The organism is Agrobacterium sp. A3-95 (genome assembly GCF_053521785.1).
The window spans coordinates 522,756-547,546 of sequence record NZ_JBNWDR010000002.1 but is presented as its reverse complement, the minus strand read 5'-3'; the positions used below and the strand labels follow the sequence as shown (position 1 = coordinate 547,546).

The following is a 24,791-nucleotide window of genomic DNA, read 5'->3' as shown; positions in this document are numbered from 1 at the left end:
GCCGGACAGGCCGGAGCTCAGTCCAGCGAATGATAACGGCCGTTTTGATAGACCAGCGAGTGACCCGATCCGATGCGGATCGCCTCCACCTTGCCGATGATGATGACGTGGCTGTGGCGCTCGATCGCCTCCTCGATGGTGCAATCGATCGCGGCAACGGCGTCCTCGAGGATGGGCGCACCGCTCGCCAGACGGGTCCATTCCGCGCCGCGATAACGGTCCACACCTTTCAGACCGCCAACACCGGCAAACTGGTTGGCGATGAACTGATGGTTCGGGCCGATAATATTCACCGCCAGATGGCCGAAGCGCTGCACCACAGGCCATGTGGAGGAGGAGCGGTTGAGCGCAACCAGAATTCTTGGAGGATCGACCGACAGGGCGGTGGCGGATGTTACCGTAGCACCCGTGCGCGCATCACCCTCGCCCGCCGTAATGACGCTGACACCGCCGCCCAGCGTCCTGAGCGCCGCCTTAAGGCTATCGGCATCCGGCGCCTTGCCAGAGACGGGATCGCGGAGATTGATGAATTGTTGATCCTTGGCCGCATATTGCAATGTCATCGATCGCTCCTGAAAACAGCTTGTTGCTCAATAGTTAGCAGCGGCGGCGGGGCGTGAAATAGACATCGTTTTCCATAATACTTATATTCTATGGAAATAATGTTTTATATGCCGCTCTCCCGTGAACGCTCCGCCGAATGACGCCCATGGGAAAGGCTAACCGGAAGACAGGGCCGCCTGCCTTCCGGCGATTGATCACGAGCCGGATACCAGCTTGACGTTACCGCCGTGGCCGCCGCCGCCGAAAACCTGTTTCGTGCCGAAAGACGAACGGATCTGATTACGTGGCCCATCAAGCCCGATTTCCGGAAACAGCAATTCGGATAGACGGTAGGCTTCCTCCAGATGCGGATAGCCCGATGCGATGACGGTATCGATGCCCAGCGCCTGATACTCCCGCAGCCGCGCCGCAACTGTCTTCGGCGAACCCACCAGCGCGGTGCCGGCGCCAGAGCGGACAAGACCGATTCCCGCCCACAAGTTCGGAGAGACTTCAAGCTGGTCACGCCGGCCATTATGCAGCGCCCGCATCCTTGCCTGACCGACCGAATCCGACGCCTTTAAGAAGGCCTCCTGAGCGGAAGCGATGGTTTCGTCGGAAAGCTTGGAAATCAGTTTGTCCGCATCGGCCCAGGCCTCCTCATCGGTTTCGCGCACGATGAAATGCAGGCGAATGCCGAATGTCACTTCTCGCCCCTTTTTCGCTGCGGCGGCGCGAACCTTGGCGATTTTTTCCGCCACCTGTGCCGGCGGCTCACCCCAGGTCAGATATTTGTCGGTGATACCGGCCGAGAACTCGATCCCGGCATCGGAGGAGCCGCCGAAATAAAGCGGCGGACGCGGTTCCTGCACCGGTGGCAGGCCGAGCCTGGCACCCTGTGCCTTGATATATTTGCCATCGAGATCTCCCTTGCCAGTTTCGATCAACGAATTGAACACCTGGAAGAACTCGTCAGCGTGGTCGTAACGCTCGTCGTGCGGCAGGAAGATGCCATCACCAGCCAGCTCCTGCGCGCTGCCGCCAACGACGATGTTGAGAAGCAGCCGACCATGGGAAACACGGTCCAGCGTGGAGGCCAGCCGCGCATAATAGGCCGGCGAGGCAACGCCCGGACGGATGGCGACGAGGAATTTCAGTTTCTCGGTATAGGCGGCGAGATTGGCCGCGAGGATGAAGGATTCCTCGCACGCGACGCCGGTGGGAATAAGCACCCCGGAATAACCGAGCCGATCCGCAGCCTGCGCTATTTCCCGAAAATAGCCGGGATCGGCGGGTCGTGACAGATCGTCGGAGCCAAGATAGCTGCCGTCGCCTGAGGTGGGTATGAACCACAGAAAATCGAGTGGTTTGTCAGCTGTGCTCATCGACAGGTCCTTTGCAATCCGCCCATCGGGCAATTCGGCTGGGTACTAAAAGGGTAGCCAATTCCCCGCCGCGTTTAAGAAATTTTGTTCCAATTTCCGTGCCGCAAGGAGAGTTTATCTCCGCTGGGAAATGGGTCTGGGAAGCGAAAACAAACCTTTCGCCTCCCTGTGTCAGAGGACCGGATAAAGTCCGAGCATCGCAAAATTCATTTCGTAAATCTCTTCCCGCTCAAGGTCGAGATCGCTCTTTTCCCGCTTGATACGACCGGAATGATCCAGCGGCTGGAGCCTGCCCTGATCATCCCCTCGCGGCCTACGCCTGGCCAGACCGAACAGATCGACAGTAAACGCATGAAGTCCCTGCGGCATGTGCGCCTCCTTTGGTCAATTCGCTCTATCCTCCGGCGAGCGCCCAGATTGGTCAATATTTTCCATAAAATTACTATTCTATAATTGGCGGATTGCCGGCAAACGTGGACTAAGGTTGCGGCAGCGGGAAAAATTCCGTTTCGAACCACCAATAAAGGGGTCATCGCAATGGCGTCGACACGATGGCCGCTCAAAGCACGGACTTGGGACGAAAAGACTATAGAGCGCCGGCATCACCCTGCAGCAGCGCACCGTGCAGAACGGGTGATCCGCGCTTCCTCGATCTGCTGGCCTTGATTTCGGACGCTGCTTTCAGGCGTGCGAAAAGAGCATAGCCCTCGGACCACCGGCCGAAACCGGCGGCAATATTGATGTGTCCAACGGAGCCGAGATTGACGATATCGCTTCCCCAGTCAGCAGCGGTGCGGGCTAACTCGTCTGGATTCATATAGGGGTCGTTCATGCTACCTACGACGAGACTGGGGAAGGTGAGCGGCGACCGAGGAAATGCGCCGAAGCGGACGATGCATGGATGCATTGCCTCCACTCTGTCGAGATGGGCGGGCGCTACCAGAAGCGCACCCCTGATTTTGCTGGCCACGGGTCGTGTCGCCATATTGGCGACGAGCAGGCAACCCAGGCTGTGGGCGACAATATAGGCGCTTTCGGTTGCGGCGAGCGCCGCTTCCAGACGCTCAAGCCAGTCTTCAAGAACCGGGCATTCCCAATTCTGCTGATCGACCAGCTGCGCCTCCGAATCTTCCAGCAGCCAGTGCCGCTGCCAATGCCCCTCATCCGAACCGTTGAGGCCGGGGACAATCAAGGTGGTACACATGCCTACTCCGTGGTTTGCGGGCGGGGTGTGCCAAGAATGGTGAATTTCGCAATTTTAGTCGACTATTGCCTTGCTCAGCTTTTCCGAACTCGAGAAAAATCGATCCAGACAATTCCGTTGCGGCAAAAAATACGTTCTCGGCAGCAGCCTTGGCACTGCGCATGTGGAATCATTGCCTAAAATATTTTCCATAGAAAATATGTTCTAATCGAGCAAACCGCGCGGAAAGCTTTTCCTCTGCCGCATTCCAAAAGAAACGCCGCTGCTTGGCCGTGCCGCCGCCGGTTTGTCATTCTCGCACTGTCGGAGACCTCAACCTCCCGAACCCCAAAATGGCAAATGCCGAGCCTCGGCAGGGCCATTCCACCGCGACATAAAGCGAAAATTCAGGCGGATAATGTGAGCAGCACGAGCGAATTTCTCTGGTACATCCCCAATGACGTCAAACCCGGACATCGGGGCGACGCCGTCAGCGAAAACCACAACAGCCTCGATACTTTAACTACCCATGCCAGGGCGCTGGAAAACCATGGCTGGAAGGGCGCGTTGATCGGCACCGGCTGGGGGCGTCCGGATACCTTTACGGTTGCGGCGTCGCTTACCGCGCGTACCACCACTTTCGAGCCACTGATCGCCATCCGCCCCGGCTACTGGAAGCCGGCCAATCTCGCATCGGCCGCCGCCACGCTCGATCAGCTTTCTGGTGGCCGGGTACGAATCAATGTCGTTTCCGGCCGGGACGAGCTTGCGGCCTATGGCGACGAAGAAGGCGATCAGGCGCAGCGTTATGCGCGCACGAAGGAGTTCATGCGGCTGGTGCGGCGGCTCTGGACTGAGGAAAACGTCACTTTCAATGGCGACCATTTCCGGGTCAAGAACTCCACCGTCTCGCCGCGCATCAGCGAGAGTGCCGGCCGGCCACATCCCAAACTTTATTTCGGCGGCGCGTCCGAGGCCGCCGAACAGGTTGCCGCAACTGAAGCCGATGTCCAGCTCTTCTGGGGCGAACCGCTCGCCGGCGTGCGCGAAAGGATCGAACGTCTCAGACATTTCAGTGAGACCCTCGGCCGTGACCTGCCGCCGCTGCAATTCGGTCTGCGGATCACCACGCTAGTGCGCGAAACCGCGGCTGAGGCTTGGCGCGATGCGGAAGCAAAGGTGGCGGAGATGGCTGCGAACAATGGCGTGCGCTGGAACGATCATCTGCAAGGTGTCGCGGTCGGCCAGCGCCGCCTGCTGGATCTGCACACGCAGAGCGATGTGCTGGACGACAATCTTTATACCGCACCCGGCAAATTTGGCGGAGGCGGTGCCGCAACGACATGGCTCGTCGGTTCGGCGGAAGACGTCGCCGCGTCGCTGCGCAAATACCGCGCGCTTGGCATCACCCATTTCGTGCTTTCCGACACGCCCTATCTTCAGGAAATTGAACGGCAGGGCAACAAGCTGTTGCCGCTACTCCGGGACTGATGCGGGCGGCGTCAACATGGGCGGCCTGCCAAACAAAGCCGCCCATGTCTTCTACGGTCAGCCGCCAACAGCCTTGATGCTCTGACGGCCGAGGATAGTTCGGATCATGTGGCTTTGCGGCGCATGCGCCCTTGCCGTTATGGCGTCGCGGTGATGCCGCTCGAGATTATAGTCCCGGCGAAGGCCGCGATTGCCGCCAAGCTCCAGCGCCAGATCCGTCACTGCCAGCGCATTGTCGATCACCACATGACGAACGGCGAGCGCATCCGTGCCTACCCTCTCACCCGCATCGATATCACGCGCGACGGAGCGGAGCAGACGCCTGTTGGCCGCAAGAAGTACCTCGATCTCGCCCACACCTTCCTGAATGCGCGGAATGGATGACAGCGGCGCGCCGAGGCTTGCCGGAACATGGCCTGTCAGATGGCGCAAGAGGGCGTCACGCGCCGAAAGCGCGACACCGTGATAGACGGAGGCCAGCAGCACGAAGAAATTGTAACCGTCCGCCTCATCCCGCCGCAACGGCTCGTCCGCCGGCTGTTCGGCAACGATATCGGCGAGCGGCACCCTCACATTCTCAAGCAGGAGATCGTCGCTGGCGGTGGCATACATTCCTGTCGCTTCCCATGCCTTTTCCCGGCCGATGCCCGGCGCATCGAGCGGGACCAGAAGCTGGATCAGACGCGGCGCCTCTTCCGTCGTGACGGCAAGTACAATCGCCCATTTCAGACCCGGCAGGCCGGTGACGAAGCTCTTGCGGCCATTGACCACCCAGAAATCGCCCTCGATCCGCGCCGTCGTTTCCGGCAGTCCGCCATGGGCCGGGGAACCGATCCCCGGCTCTGCCTGCGCATTGTTCAGAAGCGCCCGCTCCCTGTTATTGGCGGCCAGCACTTTTGCCGCGAGATCTGCCGGCCACCTGCCGCGCCGGATGGCAGCATGAACGCTGTAATGCATGGCAAGGATGAGGGCGGTTGACGGATCACCCTTGGCAATGGCGGCGATGACGGCATGCGCGGTTTCCATGCCCTCCCCCCAGCCACCGTCCTTTTCAGCCGTCACGAGACCAAGCAGGCCAGACTTGAAAAGCGCCTCGAAATTACCGGCAGCGAATTCGCCGCTTTTGTCATACTCCGCCGCAGTCAGGCTGAAATCTTCGGCTAGCGCGGTTGCGATGGCGACGGGATTCAAGTGCTGCTCCGAGCTCGGAACGGCGGATAAAGCGCCGCTCATGCCACCGCCCTTTCACTGGCCGTGACAAAACGGTCATCGATCCACGCAGCGAGATCGAAGTCGTTTTCAAGGAAACCCCATTGATGCAGGAAATTCTTGTAATGGCCGACGGCGGCGACGAGGTCTGCATCAAGGCCAAGACCTAGATGGCGGTGGACATCCGGGCCGTTGGCGGCCAGAACCTGCTCTTCGGTCGCACCCGCCTCGCGCGCGATAAAACGGCGGGTCTCTTCCGGATGCTGCTCTGCCCAGAGCGAGGCTTTGGCAATGGCGGCAACCAGCCGCTCCACCAGATCGGGGCGCTCATCGGCAAGCCGACCGTCGACGGTCAGCACGCGGGGAGAGCCGGAGTTGATACGTATCTTCGGGTCGGGGTGAAAACCGAATTCCGCCACCTGCACGGCGCCGATCAGGTTCGCGGCGGCGATACCGGCAGTACCCTTGACGAAAATCGCATCGACCTCACCCCGCAACAGCGCGATGATCTCCTCACCGAAGGATTGTCGCCGCTTCAGGCCGAAAAGGGATGGTCCCTCCTGTGTCGCCAGCACGGAATCCTTGATCACGATATCCTTCAGCTCGATATCCTCGACCCTCAGCCCCTCCAGCGAAAGCGCCGAAACGATGCCCTTCAATGCTGTCGCTCGCATGAAATCGACAATCCCATCAGGTCTGCGCGGCACACCGAAACGGCGGCCGACGAGATCGGCAAGCGAGCGGATACCGGTTTCCGGAAGGGTGATGATCGCCTGGAACTCATCGGTCCAGGTAATGCCGATAAGACGCGTATTGCGCCCTTCCGAGCGGGCGCGGATAGGGGGCACATTACCGCCGTGGCGGAAGGACCATTCCAGCGTGTGGTTGAAATGGCTCTGCCGGACGGAGCGATCCGGCGAATCGATGATGGATTTCAGCGATATGCCGACATCCTCGAAGGTCTGTGCGAGATAACCGAGCTGCGCCGCAAGCCCCACGGGCGTGGGCACCGGGCAACGTGTGTACCAGATTTCAGAAAGTGTCGTGCTCATGGCTTTGGCCTCGATGAAAACGATGACACCAGAAAGCGATGCTGCGGTGCCCGTCGACGAAAGGGAGATGTCCCTGCCCGCCGCAAACGGCGGGCAGGGGCTGGCGAGACGATCAGGATGCCGCGATATGCGCGAAGGCCAGGCTGCCCGCGACGCCTTCTGCACCGATAGTGTGATCGGCAATGCGCTTGTTGAAGATGGTGATTTCAGGTGCAGCAACGATATCGATGGCAGGAACGTCATCGACGAGGATCTGCTGTATTTCCTTCCATTGCGCGACGCGCTTGTCCGGATCGATCTCGACAGCGGCAGCTTCCAGCAGCGCATCCACCTTGGGGTTGCTGTAGGCGGCGCCATTTGAGAAGGGCACGCCCTTCTTGAAGTTTTTCGACCAGTATAGCCGCTGCACACCGACGGTCGGGTCGAAGAGATTGCTCATGCCCTCATAGGCAAAATCGAAATCGCGATCCGTGTAGATGCGCTTGGTATAGGTGGCGAAATCCTGCGTCCGCACCGTCACATCCACACCGACCTTCGCCAGCGCCTGGCGAATATAGTCCGCGCCACGCGGATAGGCCTCGGTGCTCGGCACATAGTCCAGATTGAGCTTGAAACGGATGCCATCCGCGCCGCGCTTGTATCCCGCCTCGTCCAGCAGCGCTTCGGCCGCCTTCAGATCGATCGGATAGGTCTTCAGATCCTCGACAAACCATTTCGTCAGCTTCGGATTGATCGGGCCGGTGATTGTCGCGCCATAGCCATAATTGACCGTGTTGAAGATGACTTTGCGGTCGATCACATGCGCGAAGGCACGGCGGACGCGGACGTCCTTGAACACATCCTTTTCGAGGTTGAACTCAACGCGGCTGATCGAATTGGTATATTGATAGCCATTGGTCTCGAAGCCGAGGCTCGGTAGCTCCTTCAGGCGGTCGAGATCGCTATAGGCGACCGGGGTGCTCGGAGCGAGATCGATCTCACCGGTTTCGATTGCGATGGCACGGGCCGACGCATCTGGAATGAAGCGAACAATCAGCTTGTCGAGATAGGGGCGCGGCGCATCCCAGTAATCGGCATTGCGCTCAAAAACGATATGGCTGCCGCGCACCCATTCCTTGAACTTGAACGGGCCGGTACCAACAGGCGCGAGATTGATGGGATTTTCGGTAACTTTCGTACCTTCATAAAGATGCTTGGGCACGATAGGCGTTTCAGCAGCGGCAAGCGCCGTTATCAGATACGGCGCAGGCTTGGAAAGAACCAGCACGGCCGTCAGATCATCCGGGGTCTCGACACTGGTGAGGTTCAGGAAGGTATTGCGCCCGCGCGGATGCACTTCCTTGATGGTGTTGATGGAGAACGCCACATCGGCAGATGTGAAAGGCTTGCCGTCATGCCATTTTACACCGGGTCTCAGATTGAAGGTGTAACGCAGGCCATCGCCGCTGACATCCCACGATTTGGCCAGGAGCGGCTTGGGATTGAGGTCGAAATCATAGGTCAGCAGCCCTTCAGTGACCTTGGGCGATATGTAGACGGAATTATAGGCCGTGTGCGCGATCGTCGTCAGAACCGGCGGCTCCGATGAGATGAGTAGGGTGGCTGTGCCACCGCTTGCCGGCTCCGCCGCGTTGAGCTTCAGCCCCGGCAACGACACCACGCCAAGAGCCACCGACGCCAGCAGAAATCCGCGGCGCGTCGTCTGGTTGAAAACAGTCATGCGATACCTCTCCTTAATTGAACCGGCGAAAAACCGGCAAAACTGAACGGCCGCGCTTGGGAAGAAGTTTGTTCCGCAGACGAGAGTGAGATTGGCATGAAGCACCAACCATTCTCATAAATAGGAATTATCTTTTCTTTATGGCGCATTTTTCCGTAAATATCAGAAAATAATTCTATTACTCTTTGACAAATTCCATAAAATTAGTCAACTAATACCAACGCCTTTACGGGCCGATTTCATGTTTTCAAGCGAATGGACTGGAGCCGATGTCGAATTCGAAACGGATTTTATCGCAGGCAAGGCGGGTGGCCATTCAGGCCGTCCCGACGGTTCTCGGTATCGTCATCCTGAACTTCTTCCTGCTGCAGCTGGCGCCTGGTGATGCGGCTGACGTGCTGGCCGCGGAAGCGGGTTCGGCGACCGTCGAGACCATGGCCGAAATTCGCTCACGCTTCGGGCTCGACCTGCCGGTCGTCCATCAGCTCATGAACTATCTCGGCAATCTGGCCCAGTTCAGCCTCGGCTTTTCACCCCGCTACGGCATGCCGGTCGCCGATCTTATCGGCCAGCGATTGCCCGGCACGCTGGCGCTGATGGGAGCAGCACTTGGCATTGCGATTTTCGTCGGCGTTTTCCTCGGCTCCATCATGGCGCTCTTTTCCGGCAAGCTGCCGGACCGGATCATTTCGATTGGCTCGCTAATCTTTTATTCCGTGCCGGGCTTCTGGATCGGCCTGATGCTTATCCTCACGTTCTCGGTCAAGCTCGGCTGGCTTCCGTCTGGCGGCGACAGCACCATCGGCAGCAGCCTCACCGGCCTCGACGCTTTTCTGGACAGGCTGCGCTATATCGTTCTCCCCGCCCTTTCGCTGGCGCTTTATTTTCTGGCGATTTATGCCCGCCTCACCCGCGCGGCGATGCTGGAAGTCAAATCCCAGGACTATGTGCGCACGGCACGGGCAAAAGGCGTTTCACCCTTCCGGCTCACCACACGCCATATTCTGCGCAACGCACTTATCCCGATCACCACCATGGCCGGTATGCATATTGGTGGCCTGCTGGGCGGTGCGGTCGTGGTCGAGACCGTCTTCAGCTGGCCAGGCCTTGGCCGTCTTGCTTTCGAGGCCGTCATGGCCCGCGATTTCAGCGTGCTACTCGGCATTCTGCTTCTCTCTTCCCTTGTCGTCATCATTGTCAATGCCGCCGTGGACCTGTTGCAGGCATGGCTCGACCCCCGCATCGGAGAAAGCCGATGAATTCCTCCCAGACATCAGCAGTTCTCGACGCGGCCGAACTCAGTGCCGAAGAGAGCAATCCCAAACCTAAAAAACCTGAAGAAAAGGTCTGGCCCTATATCCATGCGCCGGACGCGCTTTCAGCCCGCTCCGTCTCCGTGCCGCGGCGCGGCTTGCGGCGGGAACTGAAGATTTTCCTGACCAATCCCAACGCCATCGTTGGGCTGCTGTTTCTTGCCACCGTCCTCATCGCTGCTGTCACGGCCCCACTGATCTATCCGGGCGATCCGCTGGAAATGGTTGCCCGCCCCTTCCTCTGGCCCGGCCAGAACCCAGCCTATCCGCTCGGCACCGATTCCATGGGTCGTGATGTGCTGGCAGGCATCGTGCATGGCGCACGCATCTCGCTCACCGTCGGTGTCGTCGCCACCCTGATCGGGCTGACGATCGGCATAACAATCGGTGCTTTCGCCGGTTATTTCGGTGGCGTCATCGACGATATTCTCGTGAAGATCATCGAAATCTTCCAGACATTGCCGAACTTCGTGCTGCTGGTGGTGCTCGTCGCCATTGCCCAGCCTTCGGTCACCACGGTAACCTCGGCAATCGGCATCATTACCTGGCCGCTTGTTGCGCGCCTGACCCGCGCCGAATTCCGCGCCATCCGCGAGAAGGACTATGTGCTTGCCGCAAGAAGCCTCGGTTATGGCCACGCGCGTATCGTGTTTCAGGAAATCCTGCCCAACGCCCTGCCGCCGATCATCGTCACCTCCTCCGTCATGGTGGCGGGTGCGATCCTCATGGAAGCAGCCCTTTCCTTCATGGGACTTGGCGACCCCAACCGTGTTTCCTGGGGTTCGATGATCGGGTCGGGACGCGACGTCATTCGCACCGCCTGGTATCTGACCGCCCTTCCCGGCCTCGCCATCGTCTTCACCGTCATTTCGCTGAACCTCATCAGCGACGGTCTCAACGATGCGCTCAACCCCCGTTTTTCGGAGGAACGCCGATGAGCAAACTTATCGAAGTCCACGATCTTTCCGTCAGCTTCGGCTCAGCCCAACCGGTCAAGGGCGTCAGCTTCGATGTGGAGTCCGGCGAAATGCTTGCAATCGTCGGCGAAAGCGGCTCGGGAAAATCGCTGACTGCGCTCGGCCTGATCGGCCTGTTGCCGTCGCATGCAAAAACCGGCGGGAGTGTTCTGCTCGAAGGCCGCGATCTGCTGCCGCTTTCCGAGCGGCAGTGGCGCGGCATTCGCGGCCGCGATATCGGCATGATCTTTCAGGAACCGATGACGTCGCTGAACCCGGTCCTGACGGTGGGCGAACAGATCGTCGAGGTGCTGCGCATCCATGAAAGGATCGACAGGCACCAGGCGCGCAAACGCGCCATCGAGCTTCTGGACCTCGTCAATATTCCCGACGCCCGGCGCCGCGTGGACGATTATCCGCACCAGCTTTCCGGCGGCATGCGCCAGCGCGTCATGATCGCCATCGGCGTTGCCTGCAATCCCAAACTGCTGATCGCCGACGAGGCGACGACCGCGCTCGACGTGACGATACAGGCGCAGATCCTGCAGCTGCTCGACAATCTGCGCCGCGATCTCAACATGGCCGTCATCCTCATCACCCACGATCTTGGCATTGTGGCGCAATGGGCCGACCGGGTGATGGTCATGTATGCCGGCCGCAAGGTGGAAGAAGGATTGCCTGAACCGGTTTTCTCCAATCCTTACCACCCCTATACGCGCGGCCTGCTGGCTGCCTCTCCGCGCGCCGAAGACGGCCAGCATTATCGCGACGGGCCACTCATCGAAATTCCGGGTTCAATCGTTTCCGCTACGGGCGAGCGCGGCTGCGCCTTCCGGCCACGCTGTCCGAGCGCCCGCGGTTTCTGCGGGCAGTTCGTACCGCCGCTGAGGCTGATCTCGGAAGGTCGCTACGCCGCCTGCCCCTTCGTATCCCCCACATCCCAAGAGGTATCCGATGACGCTCTTGTCAGTGCATAGTCTCTCCACCCACTATTCGGGAGGACGCGGAACAGTCCGCGCCGTCGACGATGTGTCGCTCGACATCGAGGCGGGCGAGACCGTGGCGCTGGTGGGTGAATCAGGCTGCGGCAAATCCTCGCTCGGCAAGTCGCTGATGCGGCTGGTGGAGCCCACTTCCGGCAGGATCACCTTCAAGGGCGCCGATGTCACGGCGATGTCGTCGTCGCAGCTGCGCGGCATCCGCCGCCGCATCCAGATGATCTTTCAGGACCCATTCGCGTCGCTCAATCCGCGCCAGACGGTGCGAACCATCCTTACCGGGCCGTTGAAGGTGCACGGCATTGGCGACAGGGCGCAACAGCGGGAGATCGTCGAGGCGATCGTCGCGCAGGTGGGTCTGCCACCGGATGCACTCGACCGCTATCCGCACGAGTTTTCCGGCGGCCAGCGCCAGCGCATCGGCATTGCCCGGGCGCTCGTTCTCGAGCCGGAACTGGTCGTTTGCGACGAGCCTGTCTCGGCGCTCGATCTTTCCATACAGGCGCAGATCCTCAACCTTCTGGTGGAGATGAAGAAACGGCTTTCGTTGTCCTATCTCTTCGTATCCCACGACCTTTCGGTCGTACGCTATTTTTCCGATCGCGTTCTCGTCATGTATCTCGGCAAGATCGTGGAAAGCGCGCCGACCGCGGAGCTTTGGGCCTCGCCGAAACACCCCTATACCCGTGCGCTTCTCGCAGCCGTTCCCGATCCCGCGCGCCGCAAGCAGGCAGCGCCCATTTCCGGCGACCTGCCGAGCCCCCACAACCCGCCATCCGGCTGCCGGTTTCACACCCGCTGCCCGCTCGCCACCGATCTCTGTCGCGAAAAAGCGCCGGATTACACCCTTTTCGGCAAGAACCACGCCGTGGCTTGCCACCATGCCCAATAAACTGAAGGAGCAACCATAATGGTCGACTATCGCTATCTCGGACGCAGCGCGCTGAAAGTTTCACCGCTGAGCCTCGGCACGATGATGTTCGGAGGCCCGACGCCGGATGACGTGGCCTTCCGCATCATCGACAAGGCACGCGAGCAGGGCATCAACTTCATCGACACTGCCGATGTCTATCACGACGGCAAGTCGGAAGAAGTCGTTGGTCGCGGTATCAAGACCAGTCGCGATCACTGGGTTCTGGCAACGAAATTCGTCAATTCCCACACCAAGGGTCCGAACCTTGGCGGCCATTCGCGCAAATGGGTGATCGAGACCGTCGAGAATTCGCTTCGCCGTCTCAACACCGACTACATCGATATCCTCTATTTCCACCGCGCCGTCTTCGACGCGCCGCTGGAAGAACCGGTACGCGCCATTGCCGATCTCATCCGTGCGGGCAAGCTGCGCTATTTCGGCGTTTCCAACTTCCGGGGCTGGCGCATCGCCGAAATTTCGCATTTGGCCGATCAGCTCGGCATCGACCGGCCTATCGCCAGCCAGCCGCTCTACAACATCGTCAACCGCACAGCCGAAGCCGAGCAGCTGCCCGCGGCACATAATTACGGGCTGGGCGTCGTTTCCTATTCGCCGCTGGCACGTGGCGTGCTGACCGGCAAATATCAGCCGGGTGAGCAGCCGGGCGCAGATACCCGTGTCGGCCGTGGCGACAAGCGGGTTCTGGAAACCGAATGGCGCCCCGAGTCGGTCGAAATCGCCCAGAAGGTTGCGGCGCACGCCGCATCAAAGGGTGTTTCGGCAGCGGATTTTGCGCTGGCCTGGGTGCTGAACAACAAGTTCGTCACCGCCGCGATTACCGGCCCTCGCACTGAAGACCATTGGGACGGTTACGTCCGCGCCCTCGATGTGAAGATCGATGCGGAAGACGAGGCGCTGGTCGACAGCCTTGTGACGACAGGCCATCCCTCGACACCCGGATTCAACGATCCGAGCCATCCCGTCGAAGGCCGCGTGCCGCGCAATATCGAACCGGCTCCCCGCCCGGTCGTCAAGCCGCGCGCGGTCGCCTGATCGTCCAGAAGAAAATGCCTGCGGCGCGACCGTGCCGCAGGTCATCACATCCGCTCAGGGAAAGTCCGCAATGTCCAATCCTAAAATACAGACCGCAACCACTGATAATTCCAGCGTGCCGAGCCGAGACGACATTCTGGCCCGCGCCAGGGACATTGCGGCTGTTGCCGCCAAGGATGCCGCTCGCCGTGAGCGTCAGCGGGAACTTCCCTTCGAAATCTTCGGCCTGATCAAAGAAGCCAAGATCGGCACGCTGCGCATCCCCGAGGCCAAAGGCGGGCCGGGAGGCTCGATTGCGGACTATATAGAAGTCCTGATGATCCTCGGGGAAGCCGACAGCAATATTCCGCACGCACTCCGCAGCCATTTCAATTTCACAGAAAACCTCGCTCTCACACCGATCGAGCTTGAGGATCGGCGGCACCTCGAAAATGTCCTCACCGGCAAGCTCTTTGCGGGCGCCAGCACGGAACAGGGCACCAAACGTCCCGGCGAAATCACCACGCGCCTCAGCGCCGATGGCGACCGTTATCGTCTGAACGGCCGCAAATGGTATGCGACCGGCACCGCCTTCGCAGATTTCGGCACCTTTAGCGCTGTCGGCGACGACGAACAGCCGATCGGCGTCCTCATTCCGCTTGATCGGCCCGGGATCACCATCCTCGACGACTGGGACAGCATGGGCCAGCGCATGACGGCAAGCGGCGGCGTTTTGCTTGAAAATGTCGAGGTGCTCCCGCATGAACTGACGACCCGCAAGCTCGGCAGCCAGATCGGGCGCCACAGCTCGGCCATGCGACAATTGCACCTCGCTGCCTCTGCCGCCGGTGCCGTTCAGGGTGCACTCAACGATGGCATCGACTATGTTCTGCGCCAGGCGCGCACCACGCTCCACAGCAGCGCCGAAACCGCCAATCAGGACCCCTTTGTGCAGAAGATGCTCGGCGAGATCAGCGCCGGTGCCTTCGCCGTCAAGACGCTGATCCGCGAGGCGGCAAGAACGCTCGACAGGACCGCCGCCGCCTTTTCCAGCGGCGACGAAGAGGCGATAGAAGCGGCTTTGCTGGAAGGTTCTCTCGCCACCGCCCGTACCCAGATCATCGCATCGCAGCTTTCACTAACGGTCGCCACCAACCTTTACGAACTCGGCGGCGGATCGGCGACGTCCAGCGAGCGGAATTTCGACCGCCACTGGCGCAACATCCGCACAGTCTACAACCACAATCCGCTTGCCCACAAGGCGCGTGTCATCGGCGACTATTATCTCAACGGCACCACGACGCACCTCAGGGAAGGCCGGATATTCTAGCGATAAAGGGAAAACGGCCATGAGAACGGAATTCATCCCTCCTTCGGTCGCAAGAGCGGCTTTCCGGTTGCCGACGCTTTCCCGGCTGCCGCCGCTGACGGCCCTGCGCGCATTTGTCGTGGCCGCTCGTCACGCCAGCTTCTCGCGGGCGGCGGAAGAACTGCATGTCTCGACTGCCGCAATCGGCCAGCAGGTGCGCATTCTGGAAACCCATCTCGGGCAAACACTCTTCAGCCGCCAGCGCGGCGAGCTGGTGCTGACCGAGGCCGGCAGCACGCTTTACCCCGGCCTTGCGGACGCTTTCGAGACGATGATCGGCAGCCTTTCCGATCTCATGGCCTCCGGCGGCCGGCGGCAGGTGAAGGTTCTGGCGGAAGGCTGTTTTGCGGCCCGATGGCTGGCGCCGCGGTTGGGAACCATCGTTCCAGCCCTTGGAGACGTAGATATCTCGATTGAATCTCTCGAGGGCGACGCCATCGACCTCACGCATTTCGATGCCGATTGCGCGATCGTCGCCACCCACGGACAAATCCCCGGTTTCATTCACGAACCGCTTTTTGCCGACACCGTCAGTGCCGTCTGCACCCCGGATTTTGCCACCCGCTACCAGCTTGGTGGTGAACCCGAGCGGCTTCGGGATATCTCTTTTGCGATGTTGCGCGGCAACGGCACCGATGCTGCCTTCGAATGGGCAAACTGGCTGCGCGCCTGCCGCATTCCGCTTCGGCTTTCCGCAGCAGGACCGCGCTTTTCGCGTCAGACCGCGCTGATAGAGGCACTCTTGTCCAGCCACGGCATCGGCCTTGCGCGCCACTCGCTCATTTCCGAAGAGCTTCGAACCGGCCGTCTGATTGCACCTTTCGGCGCACCTCAGCCGACCGCCAGCCGGTATCATCTTCTGAGCAGTCCTGACAGGCGGCGGCTGCCGGAAATCGCATCTCTACTCGCCTTGTTGCGCGAGGATACACGCTCACTCGAAGCCGCCGCCTGAACACGCCCGTCCCACATCAGGCGCGTTCCCTTTGCAACTCCCTGGTCGTATGGATGTTTTCCGGCCGGGGCAGGCCGTAATGATCACGCAGCGTGTCGCCCTCGTAGTCCTCGCGGAACAGCCCGCGCTGTTTGAGGATCGGCACGACCTCGTCGACGAAAATATCGAACCCGCCATTCAGCCATGGCGGCATGATGTTGAAGCCGTCGGCAGCACCTTCACGGAACCAGGTCTCTATCCAGTTTGCCACCTGTTCCGGCGTTCCCGAAATCACCTTGTGGCCGCGCCCGCCGGCAAGCCGGTGCAACAATTGCCGGATCGTCGGATTTTCCCGGTCGATGACATCGAGAACCAATTGATGCCGGCTGCTATCCGCCTGCGCGCGCGTCGCTTCCACCGCCTCCTTCGGCAACGGCTGATCGAGATCGGTCGATGAGAGATCAATGCCTGTAATGCGCTGCAACTGCCCAAGCGAAAAGGCCGGCTGGATGAGATCGTTGAAACTCGCCTCGAGCTTTCGCGCCTCCTCTTCGGTGGAGGCGATGAAGGGGCTGATTCCCGGCAGGATTTTCACATGGGCGGGATTGCGCCCCGTGGCCGCCACGCGCCTCTTGATGTCGGAATAAAAAGACCGCGCACTCTCCAGAGTTTGATGCGCGGTAAAGATTGCCTCGGCATAACGGGCAGCAAAGCCACGGCCGTCCTCCGAAGAGCCGGCCTGCACATAGACCGGCCTGCCCTGCGGCGAGCGTGGCAGGTTAAGCGCGCCCCGCACCCGGTAGAACTCGCCCTCGTGATTGGCAGGATGGATGCGGTCGGTATCGGCGAAAAGACCGCTCTCCTTGTCGGCGACGATGGCATCGTCTTCCCAGCTGTCCCAGAGCTTCGTCACCACATCGACGAACTCAGTCGCCTGCCGGTAACGGTCGGCATGCGGCGGATGCTGCTGGAGATTGAAGTTTCCGGCCGCCGCATCGGCCGAGGTCGTCACGATGTTCCAGCCGACCCGGCCGCCGCTGATATGATCGACCGAGGCGAACAGCCGCGCTAGATTGTAAGGCTCGTAATAGGTGGTGGAGGCCGTCGCAATGAAGCCGATCTTTTCGGTGACGGCCGCCAAGGCCGCCAGCATGGTGATCGGTTCCAGCCGGTGCCGGGCGGCATAGCGGATATTGGCGTCCAGCACCGGCGCATCGGCAAAGAAAATGGCATCCAGCTTTGCCGCCTCGGCCTTGCGGGCGATATCCTGGTAGAGCCTTATATCCGTGACGCGCAGTGGCTCCGACTCGGGGTGGCGCCAGGCTGCTTCATGGTGCCCACCCGGATAGATGAACGCATTGAGGACCAGCTTCTCGGATTTTCTGCTCATGGCGATGAACCCTTTTTAACTTTGACGCGGCTTTAAACGAGAGGTGAGGATGCGCTTACGCCTCCTTCGTCACCCACGCTTTGGCGAGATTGCCGCTGAGCCCCTCCGCCCCTGTCGCGTAATCCTTGATGCGGACGCTGCCGACGACCGGCTGGATTGGCGAAACGAGATTGATGACGGGAAGATCCTTGGCGACGACGGCCTGAAACTCCTTGAAGAAGGCTGCGCGCTTTTCGATATCCGGCTCCACCGCGGCCGCTTCCAGCAACCGGTCCACTTCCGGATTGGCGTAGTGGCTGGCGTTTGAGAACGGCAGGCCGATCTTGAAGTTCTTGCTCCAGTAGACACGCTGCACGCCGGCCGTCGGATCGAAGGTATTGGAGAGGGATTCGACCGAAAGGTCCCAGGCGCGATCGGTATAAACGACCTTCACATAGGTGCCGAAATCGAATTTCTGGATATCCGCCTCAATGCCGATCTTGGAAAGCGCCTGCGCTATGAAATCCGAATAGGTCTGCGGGTTGAACGGGTTGGTGGTGACCCTGAGCTTGAAGCGCTTGCCGCCATCCTTGCGCGGAAAGCCCGCCTCATCCAGCAGCTTTTCCGCCAGCGCGACGTCGAATTTGGCAAAACCGATATCCGGATTGTGGAACTTCGCAAGGCCGGGGCTGATCGGCGTGGGCGATGGCACGGCGTAACCGTAAAGCACGGTATCGATCAGCGCCGGAACGTCGATCGCGTGGGCAATGGCCTGCCTCACCTTCAATTCCTTGAGATATTCGTTCTCAAGGTTGATGACGAGCTGGTTCTGCTGGCCGGCATAGGCGTAGATGCGGTCATCCACCTTCAGCGTCGGGATGGATTTCAGTCGTTCCAGATCGGCAAGCGCCACAGGGTTCGGGCCAATGTCGCCCTCTCCGGTTTCCAGCGCCGCCGCGCGAGCGCCCGCATCGTTGATGAGGCGAATGATGACGCGGTCGAGATAAGGACCTGACGCGTCCCAGTAGTCGGCATTCTTTTCCAGAAGAATATGGCTGCCCGGCACCCATTCCTTCAGGACGAAGGGACCGCTGCCGATGATCTGGGCGGGTTTTGGATTATCGGTAGGCTTGAAGGTCTCGAAGATGTGCTTTGGCACAACAGGCGATTCCGACGAGGCGAGCGCGGTTATCAATCCCGGCGCCGGCTTGGAAAGCTTCACCTTTGCGACCAGCGGATCGGAAGTATCGACGCTTTCAACATGCGAGAAAGTCGCCCGGCCGCGCGGATGGGCTTCCTTCAGCCGCAGGATCGAGAACTCCACATCTGCCGATGTCACCGGCTTGCCGTCATGGAACTTCGCATTCGGCTGCAGATGAAAGACATATTCCAGCCCGTCGGCGGAAACGCTCCATTCTTTGGCAAGGCTCGGCTTGGGCGAAAGTTCGTAATCGTACGTCAAAAGCCCGTCGTAAATCTTCGAGCCAATGAACTGCGGACCGCCCGCGCTGGTATTGATCGCCACAAGCTGGGTCGGCTCGGGAAAATAGACGATCTTGAGCGTGCCGCCCGAAACCGGCTCTTCGGCAGCGGCGAAAGAACCGCCGGGAAGGGCCACGAAAGCGCCGGCGGCGAGTGCAATTTTATGAAACTGGCGTCTGGAAAAGGTCATGTCTGTCTCCGATAAAAATCCGATGTGCGGGGTGCGGCATCTCAGTGCAGTTGCGGGAACCCGTGACGCTCGGCGAGGATTTGCAAAATGCGTTTCGTGTCCTGAATGAAGTGCGTGTCGCCTTTGGTCGTCGCATCGGCTGGTGCATCGCCGGTAAAGACGAACAGCGGCAACGACTGGTTTTCCTCACCCACGACGGCGATGACCGCTTCGCGCGGACGCTGAAAACCGACCCGGTGGATATCGATCCCGGCGGCAAGGTCCGGAAAGGCGGCAAGCAGGCCTTCGATCTGGTTACAATGCGGGCAGACGAACCGGACACCGGGGTGCTTGGGGTCTTCAAAACCGGGGGCGATCAAAAAAAGCGTATCCTTGGCCATGGCATCCATCGTGTGCGGGTGAGATTTCATGGACACAGTGCAGGCAGAGAAATCAGAGGTCCAGAAAGCTATTCTTCCCGCAAAACGAAGAATTCCTTCGCCCTAAATTATTGAAGAAATTGATTTTTTTAGAGTTCCGATAATTGGCATCACCGTTCCTGCCGGCCTGTTCCAAAGGCAACGTTTTTCCCGAAAACGCCGTTATCCCGCGATAGTGGAAAAAAGGCCGGAGGGCCGTTTTCAGCAATAAAAAACCCGGCAAAATTGCCGGGTTTTTTATTGCCATATGCAAAACGCTCACTCGTTCTTCCAGGCCGTCGACAGATCGCCATAGGCAATGTCGATGGTGGTGACGAGAGACTGCAGGCTGGTGTTGCGCAGAATGACGGTCGGCAGGGCGACGATAGAGAAATTCGGCAATTCGTCACCGGTGATTTTCTGGATATCGTGGAACTGCCCCGCCCGTTTCGTTTCATCCACTTCAATCGCAGCGGCGCGGAAAAGATCATCCACCCTGGGATTGTTGTAGTGGGCGGCATTGACGTATGGCGCGGGTTTCTTGATGCCATCGGACCAGTAGAGCCGCTGCACGCCCGCTGTCGGATCAAACAACCGGCTGATGCCGTTCACCGTCAGGTCAAAACCGCGCTCCGTATAGACGCGTTTGATGAAGGTCGCGAGATCGCCTTCGACGATATCCACCTTCACGCCGAGCTTGCCGAAGGACGAGCGTAGATATTCGGAGGTTTTGCGGAAGACGTCGGAGGGCAGGAAGGCCAGCCGCAGCGAAAAACGCGTGCCATCCGCACCCCTCGGATACCCCGCCTTGTCCAGCAGCTCATTCGCTTTGGCCAGATCGAAGGGATAGGTAAAGGGCTTCTCGTCATTATAGGCGGTGAATACCGCTGGAATGTTCGAACCGGCGGGTTTCGCCGTGCCGAAAAAGATCGCGTCGTTGATGAAATTGCGGTCGATGGCATGTGCCAGCGCGTGCCGCACCTCCTTTTTCGCGAGGATCGGGTTCTCCAGATTGAACTCGAATATGGCGGCGTTATTGAGATAGGAGTCGGTATATACCTCCACCGAAAGCTTGGGATTCTGCCGCAAACGCTCCAGATCGCTGTAGGAGACATCGGCGGTATAATCCGCCTCGCCCGTTTCCACCGAGATGGTGGTGGAGGCCGCGTCAGCGACGAACCGCGCCACGAAGCCATCGAGATAGGGAAGATCGGCCTGCCAGTAGTTCGGGTTCTTCCTGAGCTTCACATAGCTGCCGCGTTTCCATTCCTCAAACACAAAGGGGCCAGTGCCAACGGGCGCGTTGCCGTTCGGGCTCTCATTGTAGTTTTCCGAAGCATAGGCATGGGCCGGCAAAATGGGCGTTTCGCCACCGGTCAGCGCCCGCAGAAGATAAGGCGCAGGTTTGGAAAGCACCACTACCGCCGTCAGCGGATCGGGCGTTTCGATATCGGCAACATTGGCGAAAGTGATACGGCCGCGTGGGCCCACCTTCTTGAAGGCAAGCAGGGAAAATTTCACATCCTGTGCGGTGAAATCCTTGCCATCATGCCATTTGACGCCCTTGCGCAGCTTGAAGGTGTAGCGCAGCCCGTCGGCGGAGGTTTCCCAGCTTTCGGCGAGAACCGGATGCGGCTTGAACTCGCTGTCGAAGCGCACCAACCCTTCCAGGATCTTGGTGGAAATCGCGCGCGTGCGCGTATTGGAATCGGAAAGCGGCACAAGCGTCGTCGGCTCACCGAGACCCGCAAGGGTAACAATACCGCCCTTTTTCGGCGTTTCCGCCGCCAGCACCGGCAGGGATGGCAGCAGCATGGCCGCACCTAGCGCAGCACTCAAAAGCAATGTCTTACGTCTTGTAATATCCATGGATGTTTCCTCTTGCAGGCTTGTTTTCAAATTTCAGGCAGGCTTCAGCCGGGTTTCGACCAGTCGGGCAAACAAGGTGGCGCCGACCGGCAGGATGGCATCATCGACAATGAAACCGGGATTATGGGCCGGCACGGTGCCGGAATGACCGAGGGTGAAAAACGCACCGGGCGCATGTTTCAGGAGGTCGGCGAAATCCTCGCTGCCCATGAAGCGGCTGGGCTCAGTGGAAACGCGCTCGTCTCCGAGAACTTCGCGCGCCACCCCGGCCACAATCTCCACCGACGCGTCGTCATTGGTCAGAACCGAGAATATGTCGCGAATATCCACCTCGGCGGTGAGCCCATAAGCGGCGGCAATGTGATCGGAAATCGTGCGGATTCGGCCCCTTATGGTCTCGCGCACGCTGTCGGAGAAGGCCCGCACCGTGCCTGCAATCGAGGCCGTTTCGGGGATGACGTTATAGGCAGATCCCGCCTCAATGCGGGTGATCGACAAGACGGCCGGATCGGTCGGCGGCACATTGCGGCTGACGATGGTCTGCAAGGCCTGGATGAGTTCACCCGTCGCCGGCACCGGATCACGCGAGACATCCGGGTGAGCCGCATGCGCGCCCCTGCCCTTCAGCCGGATATCGAAGAAATCGGCACCTGCCAGAATGGTACCGGGCGAAACCTTCAGATGGTTGGGTGCTGCATGGGAGGAATTGTGCAGCCCGTAAATTTCATCGACGGGGAAATCCTTGAACAACCCATCGGCGATCATGGCGCGTGCGCCACCCAGTCCTTCTTCGGCGGGCTGGAAAATGAAAATCACCGTGCCGGCAAAATCACGGGTTTCCGCCAGATAACGGGCGGTGCCAAGCAATATGGTGGTGTGAACATCATGCCCGCAGCCGTGGAACTTACCGGGATAGACCGATGCATAAGGCAGCCCTGTTTCTTCCGGCATCGGCAGGGCATCCATATCCGCCCTCAACCCGATTGAACGGTTGCCAGCATGACGGCCACGCAGCACGCCGACCACGCCGGTCTTGCCATAACCGCGATGCACCTCGATGCCCCAGGAGGTGAGCTTCTCGGCGACGATGCCGGAGGTGCGCACCTCTTCGAAACCGATTTCAGGATGCTGGTGCAGATCGTGGCGGATGGAGACGAGTTCGGGAACATAGGTCCCGATCCGGTCTATGACTTTCGGCGCGGGCGTTTTGACGGGATCGATGGCAATATTCACGGTATCTCCTCAGGGCAAAAAAGATCGTTCTCGCAATCTCTGTGATTGCGAAGTGCTAAGCTTCAGAACTGGAAATCTGAGGCGGGAGAGGCGTCAGAGCCTCAGGCCAGCCTCCTTCATCAAGGGCAGAATTCGCTCAGCGAAATATTCGAGATCTTCGCGGAAATCGTAGAAATTCAGCTGCACGCCATCGATGCCAGCCTTTTTCAAGCCGATAAGCTGCTCGACGACCTGCTCCGGCGAGCCGATGATTTCGATATTGCCGCCGAGATTGCGCCCCTGCTTGTGGCGCGCATCGCCGCGACCCCGCCAGGCATGGGCGTCGCTGTCGTAATTGTTGGTCGCAAAGGCACGGGTGCCGGGCTGCGGTTTTCCCGCCTCGATGGCGTCGGCATAGGCGATCGCTTGCCTCTCCGTATCGCGGCTGACGATGATCGGATTGATGAGCGTCTTCACCTGACGGCCATAGGCCTTGGCGCGGTTCTTGATGGTGGCGATATGATCGGGAAGCGTTTCCAGCGCGCTGTCGATATGCGCGCCGCCGGGCGAGGTAACGAAAACCAGATCGGAATGGCGGGCGGCGAAATCGATACCGGCTGGCGAGCCGGTCGCCGTCACCAGCGGCGGGCGGCCAAAGGCGGGCTTCGGCGTTATCCAGCCGTTGTTGATGGCCCAGGGGTTAAGCTTGCCCTCGTAGGAGAAGTTTTCGGTTTCTCCCCACAGGCGATGAAGCACATCGAACAACTCGCCCGCCATGTCGTAGCGCTTGTCATGGTCGATCCGCTGCCAGCCGAACATTTCATGCTCTATGGCGCGATGGCCGGTGACGATGTTGATGCCCCATCGTCCCCTGGCGATATGATCCAGCGTTGCGCCATATTTTGCGAGATGAAGTGGATGCAGGGGACCGTAAAGCACATGGATGGTGGAGATCAGAAGAATGCTCTTGGTGACCGCCGCCATGGCGCCGAGTGCGATGAAACTGTCGAGCGAGGATTCGCCGTCATAACCGCCCTTGGGCAGCCATTGCGTGCGGCTGAACGCGATTTCGAAACCAAGCTCCTCCGCGCGCTTCACCAGCTCCGCGTTATAATCGAAGGTCCAGCTATTGCTGGTTGGCAGGCTGGAGAAGTTGATGTCCTGCAGATTGAGGAACAGCCCCAGCATCAGTGGCTGCTTCACCGCGCGGCTGAGCGGGCTGTCTTCGAAATCAGTGGGGCTTTTCAGTTCGGGACCTTCAGGCAGTGAAACAGTCAGCGCCATGTCTTTCCTCCCTCGGAATGATTACCCTGTGGGGTGGTCGCTGCCAGCCGGGCGCGCAAATAGGCCTCCACGCTGCGGGGCTGACGACCGGTAATCCGCTCGATGTTGTCGTTGACGGAGGCCGCGAGGCCCTCGCGGATAAGTTGGCCGAATTCACCAATCGCCGTCTGTTCGAAAGCTCCGATATGCGGCGGAAAAACGGAAGCGGAATGATGCGATATCCCAACGGGCCGATGCAGGATACGGGCCGCGATGCGGGCGATTTCCAGTGCCGTCAAGGCTTCACCGCCGGTTAGCACCAAGGCGCCGGAAACAGACGTGCTCGCAGTCAAGGCGTGAACCGCCACATCGGCTATATCGTCGGCATCAATGAAGGAAACGGCCGCATCGCCGAAACGGGTGGTCACATCCTCCCCGTGGCGTAGTGCTGCGACGACGGGTTCCAGTGCCACCTGCATCCAGGCATTCGGCCGCAGCACCGTATGCGCAATGCCGCTCCCGGCTAGATGTTTTTCGACCTCGGCATGGGCGGCACCCGAGATGGAGCGTGCGGCATTGGCGATGGTCCAGTCGGAGCCGGATATTTTCACGATCCGCGATACGCTGGCGGAGAGAGCGGCATCGATGACCGCTTTCTGGTCCGCCGCCAGCGTTTCACCGATTGGGGAAAGCAGGAACACAGTGTCTGTTGCGCGTGAGGCCTCTTTCAGGCTGGCCGGATCGGAGAAATTCCCCTCCGAAATATCCACCCTGTCGCCCCAAAGCTTGAGCGCGTCCTCACCCCGGCGGGTCAGCACCCTAACCTTCGCCTCTTTCTGCAAAAGGCGGCTGACGACGCGTTGGCCGAGCTTGCCGGTTGCACCCGTTACAAGAATGGTTGCTGTCATGACGC

23 protein-coding genes are annotated in these 24,791 nt (G+C 59.9%); 8 read left to right on the top strand and 15 right to left on the bottom strand.

What is annotated here, in order from left to right:
• Positions 1 to 17: 17 nt before the first annotated feature.
• The 4 genes from ACQZ5Y_RS08120 to ACQZ5Y_RS08105 all read right to left on the bottom strand — a co-directional run bounded on the left by ACQZ5Y_RS08120 (position 18) and on the right by ACQZ5Y_RS08105 (position 3,132).
• The gene (locus tag ACQZ5Y_RS08120) at positions 18 to 563 is read right to left on the bottom strand and encodes a flavin reductase family protein (protein WP_003511097.1); all 546 of its coding nucleotides are present in this window, start codon (positions 561 to 563) and stop codon (positions 18 to 20) included.
• A 195-nt stretch (positions 564 to 758) separates the two neighbouring features.
• Entirely contained in the window at positions 759 to 1,928 is a 1,170-nt protein-coding gene (gene ssuD, locus ACQZ5Y_RS08115) for an FMNH2-dependent alkanesulfonate monooxygenase (protein WP_003511099.1), read from the bottom strand.
• A 171-nt stretch (positions 1,929 to 2,099) separates the two neighbouring features.
• On the bottom strand, positions 2,100 to 2,297 hold the full coding sequence (locus ACQZ5Y_RS08110; protein WP_003511101.1) for a hypothetical protein: 198 nt from the start codon (positions 2,295 to 2,297) through the stop codon (positions 2,100 to 2,102).
• Between the two features lie 217 nt (positions 2,298 to 2,514).
• On the bottom strand, positions 2,515 to 3,132 hold the full coding sequence (locus ACQZ5Y_RS08105; protein WP_003511103.1) for an alpha/beta hydrolase: 618 nt from the start codon (positions 3,130 to 3,132) through the stop codon (positions 2,515 to 2,517).
• 399 nt (positions 3,133 to 3,531) lie between these two features.
• On the opposite strand from ACQZ5Y_RS08105, the gene ACQZ5Y_RS08100 reads away from it, so the two are divergent.
• On the top strand, positions 3,532 to 4,602 hold the full coding sequence (locus ACQZ5Y_RS08100; RefSeq protein WP_174060003.1) for an LLM class flavin-dependent oxidoreductase: 1,071 nt from the start codon (positions 3,532 to 3,534) through the stop codon (positions 4,600 to 4,602).
• A 57-nt stretch (positions 4,603 to 4,659) separates the two neighbouring features.
• Here ACQZ5Y_RS08100 and ACQZ5Y_RS08095 read toward each other — a convergent pair whose 3' ends face one another.
• The 3 genes from ACQZ5Y_RS08095 to ACQZ5Y_RS08085 form a co-directional block, all read right to left on the bottom strand.
• Positions 4,660 to 5,835, bottom strand: coding sequence for an acyl-CoA dehydrogenase family protein (locus ACQZ5Y_RS08095; protein WP_111788623.1), 1,176 nt, complete (start codon positions 5,833 to 5,835; stop codon positions 4,660 to 4,662).
• On the bottom strand, positions 5,832 to 6,863 hold the full coding sequence (locus tag ACQZ5Y_RS08090; RefSeq protein ID WP_111788665.1) for an ABC transporter substrate-binding protein: 1,032 nt from the start codon (positions 6,861 to 6,863) through the stop codon (positions 5,832 to 5,834). Before ACQZ5Y_RS08090 ends, ACQZ5Y_RS08095 begins: the two co-directional genes overlap by 4 nt.
• 112 nt (positions 6,864 to 6,975) lie before the next feature.
• A complete protein-coding gene (locus ACQZ5Y_RS08085) occupies positions 6,976 to 8,583 on the bottom strand; it encodes an ABC transporter substrate-binding protein (RefSeq protein ID WP_065659599.1) in 1,608 nt (535 codons plus the stop codon).
• 269 nt (positions 8,584 to 8,852) lie between these two features.
• On the opposite strand from ACQZ5Y_RS08085, the gene ACQZ5Y_RS08080 reads away from it, so the two are divergent.
• From ACQZ5Y_RS08080 to ACQZ5Y_RS08050, 7 genes are all read left to right on the top strand, one after another.
• The gene (locus tag ACQZ5Y_RS08080; RefSeq protein WP_026330697.1) at positions 8,853 to 9,842 is read left to right on the top strand and encodes an ABC transporter permease; all 990 of its coding nucleotides are present in this window, start codon (positions 8,853 to 8,855) and stop codon (positions 9,840 to 9,842) included.
• Entirely contained in the window at positions 9,839 to 10,834 is a 996-nt protein-coding gene (locus ACQZ5Y_RS08075; RefSeq protein ID WP_003511114.1) for an ABC transporter permease, read from the top strand. Before ACQZ5Y_RS08080 ends, ACQZ5Y_RS08075 begins: the two co-directional genes overlap by 4 nt.
• On the top strand, positions 10,831 to 11,829 hold the full coding sequence (locus ACQZ5Y_RS08070) for an ABC transporter ATP-binding protein (protein WP_174060004.1): 999 nt from the start codon (positions 10,831 to 10,833) through the stop codon (positions 11,827 to 11,829). Before ACQZ5Y_RS08075 ends, ACQZ5Y_RS08070 begins: the two co-directional genes overlap by 4 nt.
• Positions 11,807 to 12,742 carry an ABC transporter ATP-binding protein gene (locus ACQZ5Y_RS08065; protein WP_003511116.1) on the top strand — a complete coding sequence of 312 codons (936 nt, stop codon included), beginning with the start codon at positions 11,807 to 11,809 and terminating at the stop codon, positions 12,740 to 12,742. Before ACQZ5Y_RS08070 ends, ACQZ5Y_RS08065 begins: the two co-directional genes overlap by 23 nt.
• A gap of 18 nt (positions 12,743 to 12,760) precedes the next feature.
• On the top strand, positions 12,761 to 13,816 hold the full coding sequence (locus ACQZ5Y_RS08060; protein ID WP_111801097.1) for an aldo/keto reductase: 1,056 nt from the start codon (positions 12,761 to 12,763) through the stop codon (positions 13,814 to 13,816).
• A gap of 70 nt (positions 13,817 to 13,886) precedes the next feature.
• Entirely contained in the window at positions 13,887 to 15,125 is a 1,239-nt protein-coding gene (locus ACQZ5Y_RS08055) for an acyl-CoA dehydrogenase family protein (RefSeq protein WP_174060005.1), read from the top strand.
• 19 nt (positions 15,126 to 15,144) lie between these two features.
• Positions 15,145 to 16,116 carry a LysR substrate-binding domain-containing protein gene (locus tag ACQZ5Y_RS08050; protein WP_174060006.1) on the top strand — a complete coding sequence of 324 codons (972 nt, stop codon included), beginning with the start codon at positions 15,145 to 15,147 and terminating at the stop codon, positions 16,114 to 16,116.
• Positions 16,117 to 16,132: 16 nt separating this feature from the next.
• Here ACQZ5Y_RS08050 and ACQZ5Y_RS08045 read toward each other — a convergent pair whose 3' ends face one another.
• The 8 genes from ACQZ5Y_RS08045 to ACQZ5Y_RS08010 all read right to left on the bottom strand — a co-directional run bounded on the left by ACQZ5Y_RS08045 (position 16,133) and on the right by ACQZ5Y_RS08010 (position 24,786).
• Positions 16,133 to 17,485, bottom strand: a complete 1,353-nt coding sequence (locus ACQZ5Y_RS08045) for an LLM class flavin-dependent oxidoreductase (RefSeq protein WP_174060007.1) — start codon at positions 17,483 to 17,485, stop codon at positions 16,133 to 16,135.
• A gap of 55 nt (positions 17,486 to 17,540) precedes the next feature.
• Positions 17,541 to 19,136, bottom strand: coding sequence for an ABC transporter substrate-binding protein (locus ACQZ5Y_RS08040; RefSeq protein WP_111788629.1), 1,596 nt, complete (start codon positions 19,134 to 19,136; stop codon positions 17,541 to 17,543).
• A 41-nt stretch (positions 19,137 to 19,177) separates the two neighbouring features.
• On the bottom strand, positions 19,178 to 19,516 hold the full coding sequence (locus tag ACQZ5Y_RS08035; protein ID WP_026330699.1) for a DUF3088 domain-containing protein: 339 nt from the start codon (positions 19,514 to 19,516) through the stop codon (positions 19,178 to 19,180).
• A 52-nt stretch (positions 19,517 to 19,568) separates the two neighbouring features.
• Positions 19,569 to 19,817: a hypothetical protein gene (locus ACQZ5Y_RS08030; RefSeq protein WP_162723732.1), complete on the bottom strand. Its 249-nt coding sequence runs from the start codon at positions 19,815 to 19,817 to the stop codon at positions 19,569 to 19,571.
• On the bottom strand, positions 19,814 to 21,403 hold the full coding sequence (locus tag ACQZ5Y_RS08025; protein ID WP_162803592.1) for an ABC transporter substrate-binding protein: 1,590 nt from the start codon (positions 21,401 to 21,403) through the stop codon (positions 19,814 to 19,816). The genes ACQZ5Y_RS08030 and ACQZ5Y_RS08025 overlap by 4 nt, the downstream gene beginning before the upstream one ends.
• A 33-nt stretch (positions 21,404 to 21,436) precedes the next feature.
• Positions 21,437 to 22,636, bottom strand: coding sequence for an amidohydrolase (locus tag ACQZ5Y_RS08020; RefSeq protein ID WP_174060008.1), 1,200 nt, complete (start codon positions 22,634 to 22,636; stop codon positions 21,437 to 21,439).
• Positions 22,637 to 22,729: 93 nt separating this feature from the next.
• Positions 22,730 to 23,899 carry an LLM class flavin-dependent oxidoreductase gene (locus ACQZ5Y_RS08015; protein WP_174060009.1) on the bottom strand — a complete coding sequence of 390 codons (1,170 nt, stop codon included), beginning with the start codon at positions 23,897 to 23,899 and terminating at the stop codon, positions 22,730 to 22,732.
• Positions 23,890 to 24,786 (bottom strand): NmrA family NAD(P)-binding protein, encoded by an 897-nt coding sequence (locus ACQZ5Y_RS08010; protein WP_174060010.1) that lies wholly within the window; start codon positions 24,784 to 24,786, stop codon positions 23,890 to 23,892. The genes ACQZ5Y_RS08015 and ACQZ5Y_RS08010 overlap by 10 nt, the downstream gene beginning before the upstream one ends.
• Positions 24,787 to 24,791 lie beyond the last annotated feature (5 nt).